The organism is Plantactinospora sp. KBS50 (assembly GCF_002285795.1).
Taxonomy (GTDB): domain Bacteria; phylum Actinomycetota; class Actinomycetes; order Mycobacteriales; family Micromonosporaceae; genus KBS50.
On record NZ_CP022961.1, the window covers coordinates 4,723,082 to 4,740,416 of the forward strand.

Annotated in this window: 15 protein-coding genes and 1 pseudogene; 5 read left to right on the forward strand and 11 right to left on the reverse strand. The window is 74.0% G+C overall.

Translation table 11 applies throughout. From position 1 onward, the window contains the following. Positions 1-116: 116 nt before the first annotated feature. Both CIK06_RS20205 and CIK06_RS20210 read left to right on the forward strand, forming a co-directional pair. Positions 117-1,943, forward strand: a complete 1,827-nt coding sequence (locus tag CIK06_RS20205; RefSeq protein ID WP_095566143.1) for a long-chain fatty acid--CoA ligase — start codon at positions 117-119, stop codon at positions 1,941-1,943. A gap of 126 nt (positions 1,944-2,069) precedes the next feature. After that, positions 2,070-2,942, forward strand: a complete 873-nt coding sequence (locus CIK06_RS20210) for an ATP-binding protein (RefSeq protein WP_157756874.1) — start codon at positions 2,070-2,072, stop codon at positions 2,940-2,942. A 112-nt stretch (positions 2,943-3,054) separates the two neighbouring features. On the opposite strand, the gene CIK06_RS20215 is transcribed toward CIK06_RS20210, so the two are convergent. Then, positions 3,055-4,512: a PLP-dependent aminotransferase family protein gene (locus CIK06_RS20215; RefSeq protein WP_095566145.1), complete on the reverse strand. Its 1,458-nt coding sequence runs from the start codon at positions 4,510-4,512 to the stop codon at positions 3,055-3,057. 58 nt (positions 4,513-4,570) lie between these two features. Here CIK06_RS20215 and CIK06_RS20220 point away from each other — a divergent pair, with 58 nt between their 5' ends. Both CIK06_RS20220 and CIK06_RS20225 read left to right on the forward strand, forming a co-directional pair. After that, positions 4,571-5,254 carry a YitT family protein gene (locus CIK06_RS20220; RefSeq protein WP_232533754.1) on the forward strand — a complete coding sequence of 228 codons (684 nt, stop codon included), beginning with the start codon at positions 4,571-4,573 and terminating at the stop codon, positions 5,252-5,254. A gap of 75 nt (positions 5,255-5,329) precedes the next feature. Further along, positions 5,330-5,791, forward strand: coding sequence for a hypothetical protein (locus CIK06_RS20225; protein ID WP_095566146.1), 462 nt, complete (start codon positions 5,330-5,332; stop codon positions 5,789-5,791). A 141-nt stretch (positions 5,792-5,932) separates the two neighbouring features. On the opposite strand, the gene hisF is transcribed toward CIK06_RS20225, so the two are convergent. The 8 genes and pseudogenes from hisF to hisD all read right to left on the reverse strand — a co-directional run bounded on the left by hisF (position 5,933) and on the right by hisD (position 11,800). Further along, the gene (gene hisF, locus CIK06_RS20230; protein ID WP_095566147.1) at positions 5,933-6,736 is read right to left on the reverse strand and encodes an imidazole glycerol phosphate synthase subunit HisF; all 804 of its coding nucleotides are present in this window, start codon (positions 6,734-6,736) and stop codon (positions 5,933-5,935) included. A gap of 10 nt (positions 6,737-6,746) precedes the next feature. Next, a complete protein-coding gene (gene priA / locus CIK06_RS20235) occupies positions 6,747-7,469 on the reverse strand; it encodes a bifunctional 1-(5-phosphoribosyl)-5-((5-phosphoribosylamino)methylideneamino)imidazole-4-carboxamide isomerase/phosphoribosylanthranilate isomerase PriA (RefSeq protein ID WP_095566148.1) in 723 nt (240 codons plus the stop codon). A gap of 25 nt (positions 7,470-7,494) precedes the next feature. After that, the gene (locus CIK06_RS20240; protein ID WP_095566149.1) at positions 7,495-7,818 is read right to left on the reverse strand and encodes a hypothetical protein; all 324 of its coding nucleotides are present in this window, start codon (positions 7,816-7,818) and stop codon (positions 7,495-7,497) included. A 116-nt stretch (positions 7,819-7,934) separates the two neighbouring features. Next, positions 7,935-8,570, reverse strand: a pseudogene (gene hisH / locus CIK06_RS20245) (imidazole glycerol phosphate synthase subunit HisH); the annotation flags it as partial. Next, positions 8,570-8,737 (reverse strand): hypothetical protein, encoded by a 168-nt coding sequence (locus tag CIK06_RS30225; protein ID WP_198347951.1) that lies wholly within the window; start codon positions 8,735-8,737, stop codon positions 8,570-8,572. The gene CIK06_RS30225 and the pseudogene hisH, both read right to left, overlap by 1 nt. Beyond that, positions 8,737-9,348, reverse strand: coding sequence for an imidazoleglycerol-phosphate dehydratase HisB (hisB, locus tag CIK06_RS20250; protein ID WP_095566151.1), 612 nt, complete (start codon positions 9,346-9,348; stop codon positions 8,737-8,739). Before hisB ends, CIK06_RS30225 begins: the two co-directional genes overlap by 1 nt. Then, positions 9,345-10,406 carry a histidinol-phosphate transaminase gene (locus tag CIK06_RS20255; RefSeq protein ID WP_095567981.1) on the reverse strand — a complete coding sequence of 354 codons (1,062 nt, stop codon included), beginning with the start codon at positions 10,404-10,406 and terminating at the stop codon, positions 9,345-9,347. Before CIK06_RS20255 ends, hisB begins: the two co-directional genes overlap by 4 nt. A 50-nt stretch (positions 10,407-10,456) precedes the next feature. Then, complete coding sequence (hisD, locus tag CIK06_RS20260) at positions 10,457-11,800, reverse strand: histidinol dehydrogenase (protein ID WP_095567982.1); 1,344 nt, start codon at positions 11,798-11,800, stop codon at positions 10,457-10,459. 137 nt (positions 11,801-11,937) lie between these two features. On the opposite strand from hisD, the gene CIK06_RS20265 reads away from it, so the two are divergent. Further along, positions 11,938-12,714: an LON peptidase substrate-binding domain-containing protein gene (locus CIK06_RS20265; RefSeq protein ID WP_095566152.1), complete on the forward strand. Its 777-nt coding sequence runs from the start codon at positions 11,938-11,940 to the stop codon at positions 12,712-12,714. A 75-nt stretch (positions 12,715-12,789) separates the two neighbouring features. Here CIK06_RS20265 and CIK06_RS20270 read toward each other — a convergent pair whose 3' ends face one another. Both CIK06_RS20270 and dnaE read right to left on the reverse strand, forming a co-directional pair. Beyond that, positions 12,790-13,626, reverse strand: coding sequence for a DUF2567 domain-containing protein (locus CIK06_RS20270; RefSeq protein ID WP_198347952.1), 837 nt, complete (start codon positions 13,624-13,626; stop codon positions 12,790-12,792). Positions 13,627-13,760: 134 nt separating this feature from the next. Beyond that, positions 13,761-17,294, reverse strand: a complete 3,534-nt coding sequence (gene dnaE / locus CIK06_RS20275; protein WP_095566154.1) for a DNA polymerase III subunit alpha — start codon at positions 17,292-17,294, stop codon at positions 13,761-13,763. Between the last annotated feature and the right edge of the window lie 41 nt (positions 17,295-17,335).

Consider the following 17,335-nt stretch of genomic DNA (forward strand, 5'->3'; position numbering starts at 1 on the left):
CCGGAGCCGGCCGCAGGCGGCCCCACTAGCCGATGGCGTGGACCACGCAATACCCTTCGGTAACCGCGACCGAGCGTGACGCCCGTCACGCGCGACCACCGAAGGCGGCAGCACCGATGGCTCTCGACGTCCCATACCGTTCCATTCCCGATATGTTCCGGCAACGCGTGGCGGCTTCCCCCGACCGGCCCGCGTTCGCCCACCCGGCCCCCGACGACTCCGGGCCGGTCTGGTTGACCTGGGCGGAGCTGAGCCGGCGGGCCAGCGCCCTGGCCGCCGGGCTGCGCTCGCTCGGCGTGGACCACGAGGACCGGGTCGCGATCCTGGCCAGCACCCGGCTGGACTGGATCGTCGCCGACCTGGCGATCATGTGCGCCGGCGGCGCCACCACCACCGTGTACCCGACGACCGAGCCGGACGACACCCGGTTCATCGTCGCCGACAGCGGGTCGCGGGTGCTGATCGCCGAGAACGCGACCCAGGCGGCCAAGATCGAGGGCGCCGACCTGCCGGACCTCACCCACGTCGTACTGATGGACGGCCCGGCCGACCCCGCGGCCAAGCCGGCCCAGCTCACCCTGGCCGACCTGGAGGAGCGCGGGGATGCCGTGCTCGCCGCCGACCCGGGCCTGATCGACCGGGTGGTCGCCGACATCAAGCCGGACCACCTCGCCACGCTGATCTACACCTCCGGCACCACGGGACGGCCCAAGGGGGTCGAACTGCTGCACGCCGGCTGGTGCTGGGAGGGCGTCTCGCAGGCCGCCTTCGACCTGATGCGCTCCGACGACCTGCAGTACCTGTGGCTGCCGCTGTCGCACTCCTTCGGCAAGACCCTGATCTGCGGCATCATCCACGTGGGGCTGCCCACGTACGTGGACGGGCGGGTCGACAAGCTCATCGAGATGCTCGCCGTGGTGCGGCCGACGCTGATGTGCGGAGCGCCGCGGATCTTCGAGAAGGTCTACAACCGGGTGGTGGCCACGGCCCAGGCCGACGGCGGGGCCAAGGCGAAGATCTTCGGCTGGGCCGTCCGCACGGGCCGGCAGCGGGTCGCCCTCGAACAGGCCGGCCGGTCCGTACCGGCCACCCTGCGGCTGCGGTACGCGCTGGCCGAGCGGCTGGTGTTCAGCAAGCTGCAGGCCCGGCTGGGCGGCCGGATGCGGGTCATGGTCTCCGGCGCCGCGCCGCTGAGCCAGGAGATCTCCGCCTTCTTCGCGGCGGCCAACCTGCCGATCTCCGAGGGGTACGGCCTGACCGAGACCAGCGCCGGCAACTTCGTGAACCGGCCCGGCCGGCTGCGGATCGGCACCGTCGGCCAGCGGCTCGGCGACCTGGAGTGCCGGATCGACGAGGACGGCGAGGTCCTGGTCCGCGGCACCCCGGTGATGCGCGGCTACCACAACCTGCCGGAGGAGACCGCGGCGGCGTTCACGCAGGACGGGTACTTCCGCACCGGTGACATCGGCGAACTCGACGAGCAGGGCTACCTGAAGATCACCGACCGGAAGAAGGACCTGGTCAAGACCTCCGGCGGCAAGTTCGTCGCGCCCAGCCACATCGAGGGCATGTTCAAGGCGCTGTGCCCGTACACCTCGCAGGCGGTGGTCATCGGGCAGTCCCGCAACTACTGCACGATGCTGGTCACGCTGGACGCGGACGCGCTGGCCGGCTGGAGCGCCGGCGGGCCGCTGGCCGGCCGCCCGTACGCCGAGGTGGTGGCGGCGCCGGAGACCCAGGCGATGGTCGAGGAGTACGTGGCGCAGCTCAACGCCCGGCTGAACCGCTGGGAGACGATCAAGAAGGTGACCGTGCTGCCCCGGGACCTGACCATCGAGGACGGGGAGATGACCCCGTCCCTGAAGATCAAGCGGCGCGGGGTGGAGTCCAACTTCGCCGCGGAGATCGACAAGATGTACGCGGGCACCCTCGCCGAGATCTGACCTGGCGCATCCTCCGGCATCGCCGCATCAAATCCGTACCCGTTGGGTAAGCCTCGATGCGGCGGCGCCGGAGGGACCGGGCGTCGCCACCACGAGCGAGGGGGGCGACCGGTCATGGCAGCCTGGGTGTCAGCACACGTCCAGACCGGTGCCCTGGTGATCACCCTGACCGGTGGCTGGAACGTGGCCCAGGCGCACGTGCTGCGCCGTGCCCTGGCCCGACACGTGGTGCACCTTCCCCCGTACGTGGTGCTGGACCGCACCCGGCAGTCGGCCGGCGCGCTCCTGCCGGTCCTGGTCTTCAACACCTACTGCCGCAACCGGGGGATTGTCATGGTCATCTGCGGGTCCGTTCCGGTGCTGCGCCTCCTGCTCCGCCGGGCGCCGGGCGGTCGGGTCCGCGCCTACCCCAGCCTCGCCGAGGCGCTCGGCGCGCTGCGGCCGTACCCCTGCCCGCCGCGGGTGCGCCGGGCGCACCTGCGGATGGCGCCCGGACCGGAGGCGCCGGCCGCGGCCCGCCGGATGGTGCGCGAGTGCTGCCGGCGGTGGGGCGTCGAGGAGGGCGTCGACAACGGCCAACTGGTCGTCTCGGAACTGGTGGCCAACGCGGCCGAGCACGCCGGTACCGACATCGACGTCACTGTCTCCCAGCACCGCGGCCGGCTGCGGATCGCCGTGGGTGACCGCAGTCGGGACCTGCCGGCGGTGGACCCCGCCCGGGCCGCCGACCCGACCCGGATCGCGCTCGCCGAACGCGGCCGGGGACTGGACCTGGTCAGCCGCTCGGCCAGCGGGTTCGGCATCCTGCCGGCGACCGACGGGAAGATCGTCTGGGCGAGCGTGCCGGTGACCCGGTCGCGCGGGGGCGTGCTGCCCCGCCGGATCCCGCTGCCCAGCCGGGATCTGCTGCCCCGGCTGCGCGCGCCGCGCCGGTGGCGCCGGCCGGTGGGCTGGCTGGTCCGGCCCCGCCCGGTGGCCACCCGTCCCCGGCTGGCCTGAGCCCCCGCGCCGGCCCCGGCGGTCGCGGCACGGCACCCGGGCCCGGCGGTCGCGGCACGGCACCCGGCCCCGCCGGTCGCGGCGCGGCACCCGGGCCCGGCGGTCGCGGATCTCAGGCGATGACGGCGGGCTCCCGCCAGCGGTCCCGGGACTCCCGGTCCAGCCCGTGCCGGACGCCGGTGATCCGCCGGACGGCCTCGCGAAGTTCCGCGGGTGGCAGCGTGAACGGCAGCCGCAGGAAGCGCTCCAGCGTGCCGTCCAGCCCGAACCGCGGACCCGGCGCCAGCCGCACCCCGACCTCCTCGACGGCCCGGGCGAGCGCGCTGGACACCGGGCCGTCCAGTTCCGCCCACAGGCTCACCCCGCCGCGCGGGACGGTCACCCGCCACTCCGGCAACTCGGCGGACAGCGCGTCGAGCAGGGCGTCCCGCTGCGCCGTGAGCTGCGCCCGCCGGGCGCACACGATCCGCTGCCGGTCGGCCAGCAGGTGCACGGCGACGAGCTGGTCCAGCACCGGGCTGGCCATGTCGACCCCGACCCGGACCGCGGCCAGGCGCTGCACCTGCGGCGCGGAGGCCCGGACCCAACCGATCCGCAGGCCGCCCCAGAAGGGTTTGCTCATGCCACCGATCGAGACCACCCGGGAGTGCCGGTCGAAGGCGGCCATCGGCGGCGGCAGCGCGGCGCCGTCCAGCGGCAGGTCCACGAAGGACTCGTCGACGACCACGTCGGTGCCGGCCGCGTGCGCCGCGACCACCAGGCGTTCCCGCAGGTCCGCCGGCATCAGGTGGCCGGTCGGGTTCTGGAAGTCCGGGATCAGGTACGCCAGCCGCGGCCGAACCTGGCGCAGGGTGCCCACCAGCAGCTCGGCGTCCCAGCCGGGCTCGGCGGTGTCCAGCCCGTGGGTGCTGATCCGGGCGCGCCGGGCGGCGAGGGCGGACAGCGCGTTCGGGTAGGTGGGCGACTCGACGAGCGCCCGCTCGCCGACCGGCAGGCCGAGCCGCAGCACCAGGTCGAGCGCCTGGAGCGTACCGCTGGTGATCATGATCTGCTCGGGGCTGGTCGGCAGCCCGCGCTCGGCGTACGTCCGGGCCACGGCCTCGCGCAGCTCCACCACCCCGGTCGGGTGGTATCCCGCGCCGCACAGGTAGCGCGGCAGGTCCTCGGCCGCGGCCCGCGCGGCCCCGAGCAACTCGGCGGGGGCCGCGAGGGCCGCGCAGCCGAGATCGATCATGTCCAGGTCGTCCTGCGGGGTCCACAGGCCCGAACTGCCCACCCGGTGCCCGGCCGGCAGCCGGGTCCAGCTTCCGGCGCCCCGGCGGCTGGACAGGTGCCCGCTGTCCCGCAGTTCCCGGTAGGCGGCCGTCACCGTGGTCCGGCTGATGCCCAGCGCCTCGGCGAGTTCCCGTTCGGCCGGCGCCCGTACCCCGATGGGCAGCCGGCCGTCGGCCAGCAGGCCGCGGACGGCGGCGGCCAGCGCGACGTAGTCCGGCCGGCGATGTGGCCCAGGCAAGGCATGCCAATGACCCAACAACCGGGCCAATTGGGGACCCCGGATCAGCCCCGACATGCCATCCTCCCGCAATTGGCTCTTTAACCTCCGGAAACTGGTCCTCAGACTGGCATGCGTGAAGTGGATTGGCAACCGTGGCGCCCACCTCCCCCGGCGGCTCGTACAGCTCTACGCCGGGCTGGTCCTGTACGGCGTGAGCATGGCCCTGATGATCGAATCCACCCTCGGGCTGGACCCGTGGGACGTCTTCCATCAGGGGGTGGCGCGCCGGACCCCGCTGTCCATCGGCACCGTGACCATCCTCGTCGGCGCGCTCGTGCTGCTGCTGTGGATCCCGCTGCGCCAGCGGCCGGGCCTCGGCACCGTCAGCAACGTACTGGTGATCGGCCTGGCGGTGGACGCGGCGCTGGCACTGCTGCCCACCGCGGGGCCGCTGCCGCTGCGGATCGGCTTCCTGGTCGCCGGCATCGTGCTCAACGGCATGGCCACCGGGCTCTACATCGGAGCCCGGCTCGGTCCCGGACCGCGCGACGGGCTGATGACCGGATTCGTGGCCCGGCGCCCCGGCCGGTCCATCCGGCTGGTCCGCACCGTGATCGAAGTCACGGTGCTGGCCGCCGGCTTCCTGCTCGGTGGCACCGTCGGGGTCGGCACCGTGCTGTACGCGGTGGCCATCGGACCGTTGGCCCACGTGTTCATCCCGCTGTTCACGGTGCCGTCGACCACCGAACGGCCGACCGCGCCACCCGCACCGCCGGCCCGGCCGGGTGACGCCTCCACTTCGGCCGTCCCGTTGTGATCTCCACCCTTACATTCCGTGAAAGTTGCGCATGAGGGCGTTCCCTCCGCCGGGCGGGCACGGCATCATCTTGCTATGGCGGAAACGGGGTGGCGCTGGGCGGACGCGTGGATCTTCGTAGCGCTGGTGATTGCCGGCGGCGCGGGTCGGCACCGGCGGGCGGCGACAAGCAGACGGCCCGAGGGGGTCCGGCTGGCCGACGTGCTCTACACCGCTGACCACCTGCACAATGCAATTCCGGGCCGGGCCGAGGTCGAGGCGGCGGTGCGCCGGCTGGCCGGCGCCGACCTGATCACGGTCTCCGACGGCTGGTTCCGGGTCACCCCGATCGGCGAGCAGCTCTGGCGGACCCGGCCGCGCGGCGGGTTCGGCACCGCGGTCGAGACCGTGCACGGCGTCCTCACGAAGCGTCACGCCCCGGGCAGCACCGAATGGGCGCTGGACGAGGCCGAGCACGCCACCGCGGTGCAGGAGTACGCGGCCCGGCTGATGATCCCGGCCCCGCGCCGCTCGCCCGAGGACGACGTCCGGCGCTGAGCGGTCGGTGCCGGTCGGGCTTGACCGGCCGGTCGAGCCCGACCGTCGACGCGGTCGGCCCCGACGGACCGGTCAGCCCCGACGGACCGGTCGGCGCCGGCGGTCTCGGCGGGACCGGCCGGCGCGGGCGGGTGGCCTGCCTCAGCGGACCGGCTGGCCGGCCGCCCGCAGCGCGTCCTTGACCTCCCCGACGGCGACCTCGCCGAAGTGGAAGATGCTGGCGGCCAGCACCGCGTCCGCGCCGGCGGCCACCGCGGGCGGGAAGTCGGCGGCGCGTCCGGCGCCCCCGCTGGCCACCACCGGTACCTCCACGGCCGCCCGGACGGCCCGGATCAGCTCGACGTCGAAGCCGGCCTTCGTGCCGTCCGCGTCCATCGAGTTGAGCAGGATCTCCCCCGCGCCCAGTTCGGCGGCCCGCCGCGCCCAGGCCACCGCGTCGATGCCGGTGCCACGGCGGCCGCCGTGGGTGGTCACCTCGAACCCGCTCACCGGGCCGCCGGGCCCGTCGTCGCCGCCGGTGCCGGTCGCGTTCCGCGCGCCGGCCCGGCGTACGTCCAGGGAGAGCACCAGCACCTGCCGGCCGAACCGCTCGGCGATCTCGGCGATCAGCTCGGGGCGGGCGATCGCCGCGGTGTTCACGCCCACCTTGTCGGCGCCGGCCCGCAGCAGCGTGTCGACGTCCGCCACCGAGCGCACCCCGCCGCCCACGGTCAACGGGATGAAGACCGACTCGGCGGTGCGGCGGACCACCTCCAGGGTGGTGCGGCGTTCGTCGGAGGACGCGGTGACGTCGAGGAACGTCAGCTCGTCGGCGCCCGCGGCGTCGTACGCGGCGGCCAGCTCGACCGGGTCCCCCGCGTCCCGCAGGTCCTGGAAGTTGACCCCCTTGACCACCCGGCCCGCGTCCACGTCCAGACAGGGGATCACCCGCACCGCCAGCGTCATGCGCCCGAGCCTATCCGGCCAGCACGGCCAGCGCCTCGGCCACCGTGAACGCCCCGGCGTACAGCGCCTTGCCGGCGATCACGCCCTCGACGCCGAGCGGTTCGAGCGCCGCCAGCGCCCGCAGGTCGTCCAGTGTGGAGACGCCACCCGAGGCGACCACCGGCGCGCCGGTGCAGTCGCACACGTCGCGCAGCAGGTCCAGGTTCGGCCCCCGCATCGTGCCGTCCTTGGTGATGTCGGTCACCACGTATCGCGCCGCACCGGCCTTGTCCAGCCGCTCCAGCACCTCGAACAGGTCACCGCCGTCCCGCGTCCAACCCCGGCCGGCCAGGGTACGGCCGCGCACGTCCAGCCCGATCGCCACCCGGTCGCCGTACTCGCCGACCACCCGGTCGCACCACTCGGGCCGCTCCAGGGCGGCCGTGCCGATGTTCACCCGCGCCGCCCCGGTGCCCAGCGCGGCGGCCAGCGACTCGTCGTCGCGGATGCCACCGGACAGTTCGACCGCGACGTCGAGCTGGCGGACCAGCTCGGCCAGCAGGTCGGCGTTGCTGCCCCGGCCGAACGCCGCGTCGAGGTCCACCAGGTGAATCCAGGACGCGCCGCCGCGCTGCCACGCCAGCGCGGCCTCCAGCGGGTCGCCGTAGCTCGTCTCGCTGCCGGCGGCGCCCTGCACCAGGCGCACCGCCCGCCCGTCGGCCACGTCGACGGCGGGAAGGAGGGTGAGGCTCAACGTTGCGTCTCCAGTCGGGATCGGGTCAGATACGACGGTCCAGGGCGAGCACGACGAGCGCGGGCAGCCCGAGCAGCAGCACCAGGACCAGCGCCAGCCGCAGGGCCAGGTCGTCGACGAGCAGCCAGATCAGCGCGAGCACCACCAGCACGGCCGCGGCGATCGCGGCCCGCTGGGCACGGCTGCGCCGCCCCAGCCGGCCGGTGCGGCGGTCGGGCAGCCGCGGGGTGAGCCGGCGCAGCACCGCGTGCAACCGCCGCCGCCGGGCGCTGCGGCGCGCCCGCGCGGCCCGCTCCCGGTCCAGCTCCGCCTGCCGCGCCGCGCGCCGCCGGGCGCGTTCCTTGCTCACCGGGTACGCCCCGGCGGGTCACCGGAGCCCGACAACGGCGCATCGCCGGACCCGGACAGCGGCGCATCGCCGGACCCGGACAGCGGCGCGTCGCCGGACCCGGACAGCGGCGCATCGCCGGACCCGGACAGCGTGCCGAGCCAGTTGCGCAGCAGCAGCGCGCCGCTGTCGCCGGACTTCTCCGGATGGAACTGGGCGGCGCACAGCGCCCCCCGTTCGACCGCGGCCACGAACGGCACCTCGTGGGTCGCCGTGGTGACCCGGGCACCGCCGGCGGCGAGCGGGTCGGCCACCGCGCCGGACGCCGCGTACGAATGCACGAAGTAGAACCGTCCCTCGGGCGGCAGGCCGGCGAACAGCCGCGACCCCGCGGGCGGCGCCACGGTGTTCCAGCCCATGTGCGGCAGGCGGCGCGCGGCCAGCCGGGTCACCCCGCCGGGCAGCAGGCCCAGCCCCTTGGTCACCACGCCGTGCTCCTCGCCGTACTCGAAAAGCACCTGCATGCCCACGCAGATGCCCAGCACCGGCCGGCCGGCGGCGACCCGCTCGGCGATCACCGGTCCGGCCCCGATCGCGTCGATGCCCGCCATGCATGCCGCGTACGCCCCGACACCCGGCACCACCAGGCCGTCCGCCCCCGCCGCCGCGGCCAGGTCGGCGGTCACCGTCACCTGCGCGCCGGCCCGCGCCACGGCGCGCTCCGCCGAGCGCAGGTTGCCCGAGCCGTAGTCCAGGACCACCACCCGCGGCATCAGGCGTCCCCGAACAGCCGGGTCAGTCCGCCCGCCGTTGCCAGCAGCGCGAGCACCGCGACCAGCGCCACGGCGCCCCGGCCGGCACCCTGCCGGTGCATCGACACCACCCCGCCGAGCAGCACACCCGCGAGCACGAACAGCGCGATCGTCAGGGCACTACCCATCAGAGCGCGCCCTTGGTGCTGGGGATCGCACCGGCCGACCTCGGGTCGATCGACACCGCCTCGCGCAGCGCCCGGGACACGGCCTTGAACTGCGCCTCGACCACGTGGTGCGCGTCCGGGTGCCCACCCGGGCGGGCCGCCCGCAGCACCTCGACGTGCAGGGTGAGCCGGGCCGCCTGGCCGAACGACTCCCAGATGTGCCGGGTCATGCTGGTCGGGTACACCGTCCCGATGTACGGCGCCAGCGCCGGCTCGTCGTGCACCACGTACGCCCGGCCGGACAGGTCCACCGCGGCCCGGACCAGCACCTCGTCCATCGGGATGGTGGCCGAGCCGTACCGCCGGATGCCGGCCTTGTCGCCCAGCGCCTCGGCCAGCGCGGCGCCCAGCGCGATCGAGGTGTCCTCGATCGTGTGGTGCGCGTCGATCTCCAGGTCGCCCACCGTGCGGACGGTGAGGTCGAAGCCGCCGTGCCGGGCGATCTGGTGCAGCATGTGGTCGTAGAAGCCCACGCCGGTGGAGATCTCGGCCCGGCCGGTGCCGTCGAGGTCCAGCTCGACCAGCACCTTCGTCTCGGAGGTGACCCGTTCGATGCGGGCGGTCCTGTTCATAGGCGCTCCATGGCGGTGAGGAAGGCGTCGGTCTCGGCGGGCGTGCCGGCGGTGACCCGCAGCCACCCGGGCACGCCCACGTCGCGCACCAGCACGCCCTGGTCGAGCAGGACCTGCCAGGCGGTCCGCTGGTCGCCGCCGACCTCGAAGAGTACGAAGTTGGCGTCGCTGTCGGCGACCCGGCGACCCTGCGCCCGCAGGGCGGCCACGATCCGGTCGCGCTCCGCCTTGATCAGCTCGACGGTGGCCAGCAGGGTCCCGCGGTGGGCCAGCGCCGCCCGGGCCGCGGCCTGGGTGAGCGCCGAGAGGTGGTACGGCAGCCGGACCAGTTGCACGGCGTCCACCACGGCCGGGTCGGCGGCCAGGTAGCCGAGCCGGCCACCGGCGAACCCGAACGCCTTGCTCATGGTCCGGGTCACCACCAGCCGGGGGTGGCCGGGCAGCAGCGACAGCGCGCTCGGCGTGCCCGGCCGGGCGAACTCCGCGTACGCCTCGTCCACCAGCACCATGCCGGGCGCCTCGGCCAGCACCGCGGCGACCACGTCGAGGTCCAGCGCGGTGCCGGTGGGATTGTTCGGCGAGCAGAGCACCACCAGGTCCGGCCGGTGCCGGGCGACCTGCGCGACCGCGTCGGCCGGGCGCAGGCCGAAGCCGTCGCCGCGCCGGCCGTCGAGCCAGCCGGTGCCGGTGCCGAGCGCCAGCAGCGGGTGCATCGAGTACGCCGGGGTGAAGCCGAGCACCGTGCGCCCCGGACCGCCGAACACCTGGAAGAGCTGCTGCTGCACCTCGTTGGAGCCGTTGGCCGCCCAGACGTGCCGCACGTCCAGCCCGTGCCCGAGATACTCGGCCAGGTCGGCGCGCAACGCCAGCGCGTCCCGGTCCGGGTAGCGGTTGAGATCCCGCAGCTCGGCCGCGACCGCCTTGCCGATCGCCTCGATCACCGGCTCGGGCACCGGGTAGGAGTTCTCGTTGGTGTTCAACCGCACCGGCACGTCCAGCTGCGGCGCGCCGTACGGGCTGCGGCCCCGCAGATCGTCCCGGATCGGCAGCGCGTCCAGCGGTCCGTTGCCCGCCGGCCGGTCGGGGACCGGTGGCGTCCGCGCGGCACTCACGCCGGATCCTCCGTCCGCCGCGCCGGCCCGGCGAAGCGGATCCGGACGGCCTCGCCGTGCGCCGGCAGGTCCTCGACCGCCGCCAGGGTCTGCACGTGCGGCGCCACCTCGCGCAGCGCCGCCTCGTCGTACTCCACGAGGTGAATGCCGCGCAGGAACGACTGGACCGACAGCCCGGACGAGTGCCGGGCACAGCCGCCGGTCGGCAGCACGTGGTTGGACCCGGCGCAGTAGTCGCCGAGCGACACCGGCGCGTACGGGCCGACGAAGATCGCGCCGGCGTTGCGCACCCGCAGCGCCCACTCCCGGGCGTCCCGGGTCTGCACCTCCAGGTGCTCGGCGGCGTACGCGTCGACCACCCGCAGCCCGGCGTCGAGGTCGTCGACCAGCACCGCACCGCTCTGCCGGCCGGTGAGCGCCGTGGTGACCCGCTCGGTGTGCCGGGTGGCCGGCACCTGCCGGGCCAGCTCCCGCTCGACCGCCTCGACCAGGTCCTCGGACGGGGTCACCAGGACGCTGGCCGCCAGCGGATCGTGCTCGGCCTGGCTGATCAGGTCGGCCGCCACGTGCGCCGGGTCGGCGGTGTCGTCGGCCAGCACCGCGATCTCGGTCGGGCCGGCCTCGGCGTCGATGCCGACCGTCCCGCGCAGCAGGCGCTTGGCCGCCGTGACCCAGATGTTGCCCGGCCCGGTGATCATGTCGACGGGCGCGCAGCGCGGTTCCGCCCCGGCCGCGTCGGTCGCGCTGCCGTAGCCGAGCATGGCGATGGCCTGCGCGCCGCCCACCGCGTACACCTCGTCGACGCCCAGCAGCGCGCAGGCGGCCAGCACCCGGTCGTCCGGCAGCCCGCCGTTGTCCGCCTGCGGCGGGCTGGCCACCACCAGCGAGTCCACCCCGGCGGCCTGGGCCGGCACCACGTTCATCACCACGGTCGACGGGTACATGGCCAGCCCGCCCGGGACGTACAGCCCGACCCGGCCGACCGGCACCCAGCGCTCGGTGACGCTGCCGCCCGGCACGACCCGGGTGGTGTGGTCGGTGCGCCGCTGGTCGGCGTGCACCCGACGGGCGCGGTCGATCGACTCGGTGAGCGCGGCCCGGACCTGCGGGTCGAGCCGCCCCTCGGCCTCCTTGACCGCCTCGGCCGGCACCCGCAGCCGCTCCGGCCGGATCCCGTCGAAACGCTCCGTGGCGTCGCGGATCGCCGCGAACCCATGCTCGCGGACCGCCTCCACCAACGGGCGGATCTTCTCCACCGCCACCGAGACGTCCAACTGGGCACGGGGCAGCAGCTCGCGGGGATCGCGCGAGCTGCCACGCAGGTCGATCCGAGTCAACACCCCTGCGAGTCTAGGCGGCGCGGCGGCGGGGTACGGACGGTGGTCCACGCCACGGACGGTGAGCCGGACCACGTCCGCGGCCCGGATCGCCAAGATCGCCGATCCCGGGTCGGCCGGTTCCGGGCTACGCTCGACCGGTGAGCGTTCGGTTGCCGTTGTTTCCGCTCGGGACCGTCCTCTTTCCGGGTCTGGTCCTGCCGCTGCACATCTTCGAGCAGCGCTACCGGGCTCTTGTCCGGCATCTGCTCGACCTGCCCGCCGACGCGCCCCGGGAGTTCGGGGTGGTCGCCATCCGCAGCGGCTGGGAGGTCGGCCCGACCCGACCCACCGGGCCGGCCGCCGGCATGCCCGGCGCGCTGAACGTCCCCGAGGACGCCGCCGGCCCCGGCGGGTCCGCCGAGCGCGACAGCGGCGCCGGGCGGGGGGCGATCAGCCTGTACGACGTCGGCTGCACCGCCGAACTGCGCCAGGTCACCGAGCTGCCGGACGGGCGGTTCGACCTCGTCACGGTCGGCCGGCGGCGGTTCCGGATGCTCGACGTCGACACCGACGCGGAGCCCTACCTCACCGCCCAGGTGGAGTGGCTGCCGGAGCCGGCCGGCACCGACGAGGCAGCCGACCTGCTGGCGCCCCGGGTGCTGGCGGTCTTCCGGCAGTACCTCGCGCTGATCCGGCAGGACTCCGGGGAGGTCACCGAGCAGTTGCCGGAGGACCCGACCGTGCTGTCCCACCTGGTCGCGGCGACCGCCGCGCTGACCCTGGCCGACCGCCAGCGGCTGCTGGCGCTGCCGGACACCGCGGCCCGGTTGCGCGCCGAGCTGCGCCTGCTGAACCGGGAGTCGGCCCTGTTGCGCGCGGTCCGGGCCGTACCGGTGCCGCTCACCGAGCTGACCCAGCCCGGCGGACCGAACTGAAGCCGCTGCCGCTGAGCGGGTGCCACGGCGGCGCTGCCACTGAGCCGGTGCCAGGCGGCGCGGGTCCGGCCGCCGCTACGGCTCCCGCCGGTCCGGCTCGGGCGACTGGTCCGACGTCGGCGGCTGGTCCTGCTCGGGACCGGCGTACGGGTGCCACCGGTCCGGCTCCGGGCGCGGGTCGGGTTCGGGGCGCTGGCCGGGTTCGGGCGGTCCGGGCTCGGGCTCCGGCTGCAGCGACGGCCAGCGGCTCCAGCCGGACAGCAACGTGTAGGTGATCACCGCCGCCAGCGCCGGCGCCAGCAGGTCGCCGTGCGGCACGGGCAGGACGCCCGCCCACCAGTCGACGCCGCCGGCCCGCAAATCGGGCGGCTTGCTGAAGGTCTGCCCGGTGGGTGCCGACTCGACCAGCCGGCGGAAGCCGGCCAGCCCGATCGAGCGGCCCAGCCGCCAGGCCAGCACGGCGGCGCCGATCCCGCCCAGCGCCAACGCCAACAGCGTGACCGGTCCGCGGAGCCGGCGCAGCAGCGTCCAGGCGAGCACCGCGAGGATGATCCCGAACCCGAGGCCCAGCAGGGTGAACCAGCCGTCGGCCGCGATGAACTCCTCCGGCTCCGGCTGGGCCGCCACGGCGCCGTCCGCCGTCTTGAGCACGGCGACGCTCGGGGCGAGAGCCCGCCAGAGCAGCCCCAACGGCGCGCCGAGGACGACCATGACGATCACCACCCCGGCCGCCGCACCGAGCACCCGCCGGGGCGAGCGCGCTCCCGCCGGTCGGGCGTCCGGCCGCTCCGGCCCGCCCGCCGTGGCCTCGGGTGGGTACGGCGTGGCGTACGGCGGCGCTTGCGGGGGCGCTCCGGGCGCGGCGCGCCCGCTCTCGTCACGCCCGGGGTGATCGGCGGAGGCAGCAGTCACCCGGCGATCCTCTCAGGCGGCGGGCGGGGCGTGGGTGCGGGTGCGGGATCCACCGAACCGGCCGTCCCGGGTCCGGGACGGCCCGGCGGAGCGGCCCGTTGACGGGATGGGTCCAGGCGACCCTGTCGATCGTGTCAGCCGGCGACGGCGCTGGGGCCGAGCAGGGCCTTCAGGTCGGCCATCAGCGCCGTGGTCGGCGCCACCCGGGTCGGTCCGAGCCGCAGCAGCGTGGCCCGGGAACCGTTGACCAGCTTGACGTGCACCTCGGCCGAGCCGGGATGGCTGGTCAGCACCTCACGCAGCCGCTCCACCAGCGGCGGCGTGCAGCGCGACGGCGGCAGCGCCAGCACCACCGGCTTCACCTCGTCGGCCGCGGTGATGTCCGGAATGGACAGATCCATCGCCATCAGCCGGGGCTGGTCGTCGCGCCGGTCCACCCGGCCCTTGACCACCACGATGGCGTCCTCGGCGATGTACTGGCCGACCAGTTCGTACGTGTTCGGGAAGAACAGCACCTCGACGGCGCCGCCCAGGTCCTCCAGGCTGGCCGAGGCCCACGCCCGGCCCTGCTTGGTGATCCGGCGCTGCACCCCGGAGAGGATGCCGGCCAGCGTCACCACCTGGCCGTCGGTGACCCGGCCCTCCTCGAACAGCGCCGGGATCGCCATGTCGGCGGCCTTGGCGAGCACGTGCTCCACGCCGAACAGCGGGTGGTCGGAGACGTACAGGCCGAGCATCTCCCGCTCGAAGCTGAGCAGGTCGGCCTTGTCCCACTCGCCGTCCGGGATCGGCGGCGTCACCACCATGCCGCCACCGCCCGAGTCGCCGCCGCCGAACGCGTCGCCGAACAGGTCGTACTGGCCGACGGCCTCGTTGCGCTTGATGTCCAGGAACGAGTCGATGGCGTCCACGTGGATCGCCAGCAGTCCCTTGCGGGTGTGCCGGAGCGAGTCGAACGCGCCCGCCTTGATCAGGGATTCCACCGTCTTCTTGTTGCAGGCCACCGCGTCGACCTTGCGCAGGTAGTCGTAGAAGTCGGCGAACGCGCCCTTCTCCTGCCGGGACCGCCGGATCGACTCGACCACGTTGGTGCCGACGTTGCGGACCGCGGCCAGGCCGAACCGGATGTCCTCGCCCACGGCGGCGAACCGGGCGTTGGACTCGTTGACGTCCGGCGGCAGCACCTTGATGCCCATCCTGCGGCACTCGGCCAGGTAGACCGCGGACTTGTCCTTGTCGTCGCCGACCGAGGTGAGCAGCGCGGCCATGTACTCGGCCGGATAGTTGGCCTTCAGGTACGCCGTCCAGTACGAGACCAGCCCGTACCCGGCGGTGTGCGCCTTGTTGAACGCGTAGTCGGAGAACGGGACGAGGATGTCCCAGAGCGTCTTGATGGCCTCGGGCGAGTAGCCCTTGTCCTTCATGCCGCCCGAGAACGGCACGAACTCCTTGTCCAGGATCTCCTTCTTCTTCTTGCCCATCGCCCGGCGCAGCAGGTCGGCCTGGCCGAGCGTGTACCCGGCGAGCTGCTGGGCGATGGCCATGACCTGTTCCTGGTAGACGATCAGGCCGTAGGTGTCGCCCAGGATGTCGGCCAGCGCCTCGGCCAGCTCCGGGTGGATCGGCACCACCGGCTTGCGGCCGTTCTTGCGGTCGGCGTACTCGTTGTGCGCGTTGGCGCCCATCGGACCCGGCCGGTACAGCGCCAGCACGGCGGAGATGTCCTCGAAGTTGTCCGGCACCATCGAGCGCAGCAGCGAGCGCATCGGGCCGCCGTCGAGCTGGAAGACGCCGAGCGTGTCACCGCGGGCCAGCAGTTGGTAGGCCGGCTTGTCGTCCAGCGGCAACTCCTCCAGGACCAGTTCGACGCCCCGGTTGTCCCGGATGGAGTCCAGGCAGTCGTCCATGATCGTGAGGTTGCGCAGGCCCAGGAAGTCCATCTTGAGCAGGCCGATGGTCTCGCACGCGCCCATGTCCCACTGGGTGATGATCGCGCCGTCCTGCTCCCGCTTGTGGATCGGCAGCACGTCGATCAGCGGGTCCCGGGACAGGATCACCCCGGCGGCGTGCACCCCCCACTGCCGCTTGAGCCCCTCCAGGCCCTTGGCGGTGTCGACGATCTTCTGGACTTCCCCGTCCGACTCGTAGAGCTGGCGGAACTCGACCGCCTCCGGGTAGCGGGGATGCTTCGAGTCGAAGATGCCCGACAGCGGGATGTCCTTGCCCATCACCGCCGGCGGCATGGCCTTGGTGATCCGGTCACCCATCGCGAACGGGTAGCCGAGCACCCGGGCGGCGTCCTTGATCGCGGCCTTCGCCTTGATCGTGCCGTACGTGATGATCTGCGAGACCCGGTCGTCGCCGTACTTCTCGGTGGCGTACCGGATCATGTCCCCGCGCCGACGTTCGTCGAAGTCCATGTCGATGTCGGGCATCGAGATCCGGTCGGGGTTGAGGAACCGCTCGAACAGCAGGCCGTGCGACATCGGGTCGAGTTCGGTGATGCCGAGCGCGTACGCGATCAGCGCGCCGGCCGCCGAGCCGCGGCCCGGCCCCACCCGGATGCCCTCCCGCTTGGCGTACGCGACCAGGTCGGCGGTGACCAGGAAGTAGCCCGGGAAGCCCATCTTGAGGATCACGTCAAGCTCGTACTCGGCCTGCACCCGCCGGTCCTCCGGCACCCCGGCGGGGAACCGGTGCTCCAGGCCGCGCAGCACCTCCTTGCGCAGCCACGACTCCTCGGTCTCGCCGGCCGGCACCGGGAACTGCGGCATCAGCTTGCGGGAGGCGAACACCTCGGCGTAGTCGCCGATCCGCTCGGCGATCTCCAGGGTGTTGTCGCAGGCCCCGGGGACCTCGGCGTCCCACATCGCGCGCATCTCGGCAGGGGACTTGAGGTAGAAGTCGCGGGCGTCGAACTTGAACCGCTTGGGGTCGGCCATCGTCGAGCCGGACTGCACGCAGAGCAGCACCTCGTGCGCGTCGGCGTCCTTCTCGTACGTGTAGTGCAGGTCGTTGGTGGCCACCGGCCGCAGGTTCAGCCGCCTGCCCAGCCGCAGCAGGTCCTCCCGGACCCGGGTCTCGATGCCGAGCCCGTGGTCCATCAGCTCCAGGTAGAAGTTGTCCGGGCCGAAGATGTCCCGGAACTCGGCCGCGGACTCGCACGCCTTGTCGAAGTTGCCGATCCGCAGCCAGGTCTGCACCTCGCCGGAGGGGCAGCCGGTGGTGGCGATGATGCCCCGGGCGTACTCGTGCAGGAGTTCCCGGTCGGCGCGCGGCTTGTAGAAGTAACCCTCCAGGCTGGACCGGGAGCCCAGCCGGAACAGGTTGCGCAGCCCGTCGGCGTCCTGGGCCAGCATCGTCATGTGGGTGTACGCGCCGCCGCCGGAGACGTCGTTCTCGCCGCCGTCGGCCCACCGGACCCGGGTCCGGTCGCCGCGGTGGGTTCCCGGGGTCAGGTACGCCTCCAGGCCGATCACCGGCTTCACCCCGGCGGCGGTGGCCTGCTTGTGGAAGTCGTACGCCCCGTACAGGTTGCCGTGGTCGGTCATCGCCAGGGCCGGCATGCCCAGCCGGTCGGTCTCGGCGAACAGCTCCTTGAGCCGGGCGGCCCCGTCGAGCATCGAATACTCGGTGTGCACGTGCAGATGCACGAACGAGTCAGACACCCGGAGCCCCCCTCGCCTCGCCGGCACCGGCCCCCCGCCGT

Coding starts and splice junctions, on each gene's coding strand:
- CIK06_RS20225 (WP_095566146.1), top strand. CDS start 5,330: ATGGCGGAAACGGGGTGGCGCTGGGCGGACGCGTGGATCTTCGTAGCG.
- CIK06_RS20205 (WP_095566143.1), top strand. CDS start 117: ATGGCTCTCGACGTCCCATACCGTTCCATTCCCGATATGTTCCGGCAA.
- hisF (WP_095566147.1), bottom strand. CDS start 6,736: ATGACGCTGGCGGTGCGGGTGATCCCCTGTCTGGACGTGGACGCGGGC.
- CIK06_RS30225 (WP_198347951.1), bottom strand. CDS start 8,737: ATGGGTAGTGCCCTGACGATCGCGCTGTTCGTGCTCGCGGGTGTGCTG.
- hisB (WP_095566151.1), bottom strand. CDS start 9,348: ATGAACAGGACCGCCCGCATCGAACGGGTCACCTCCGAGACGAAGGTG.
- CIK06_RS20215 (WP_095566145.1), bottom strand. CDS start 4,512: ATGTCGGGGCTGATCCGGGGTCCCCAATTGGCCCGGTTGTTGGGTCAT.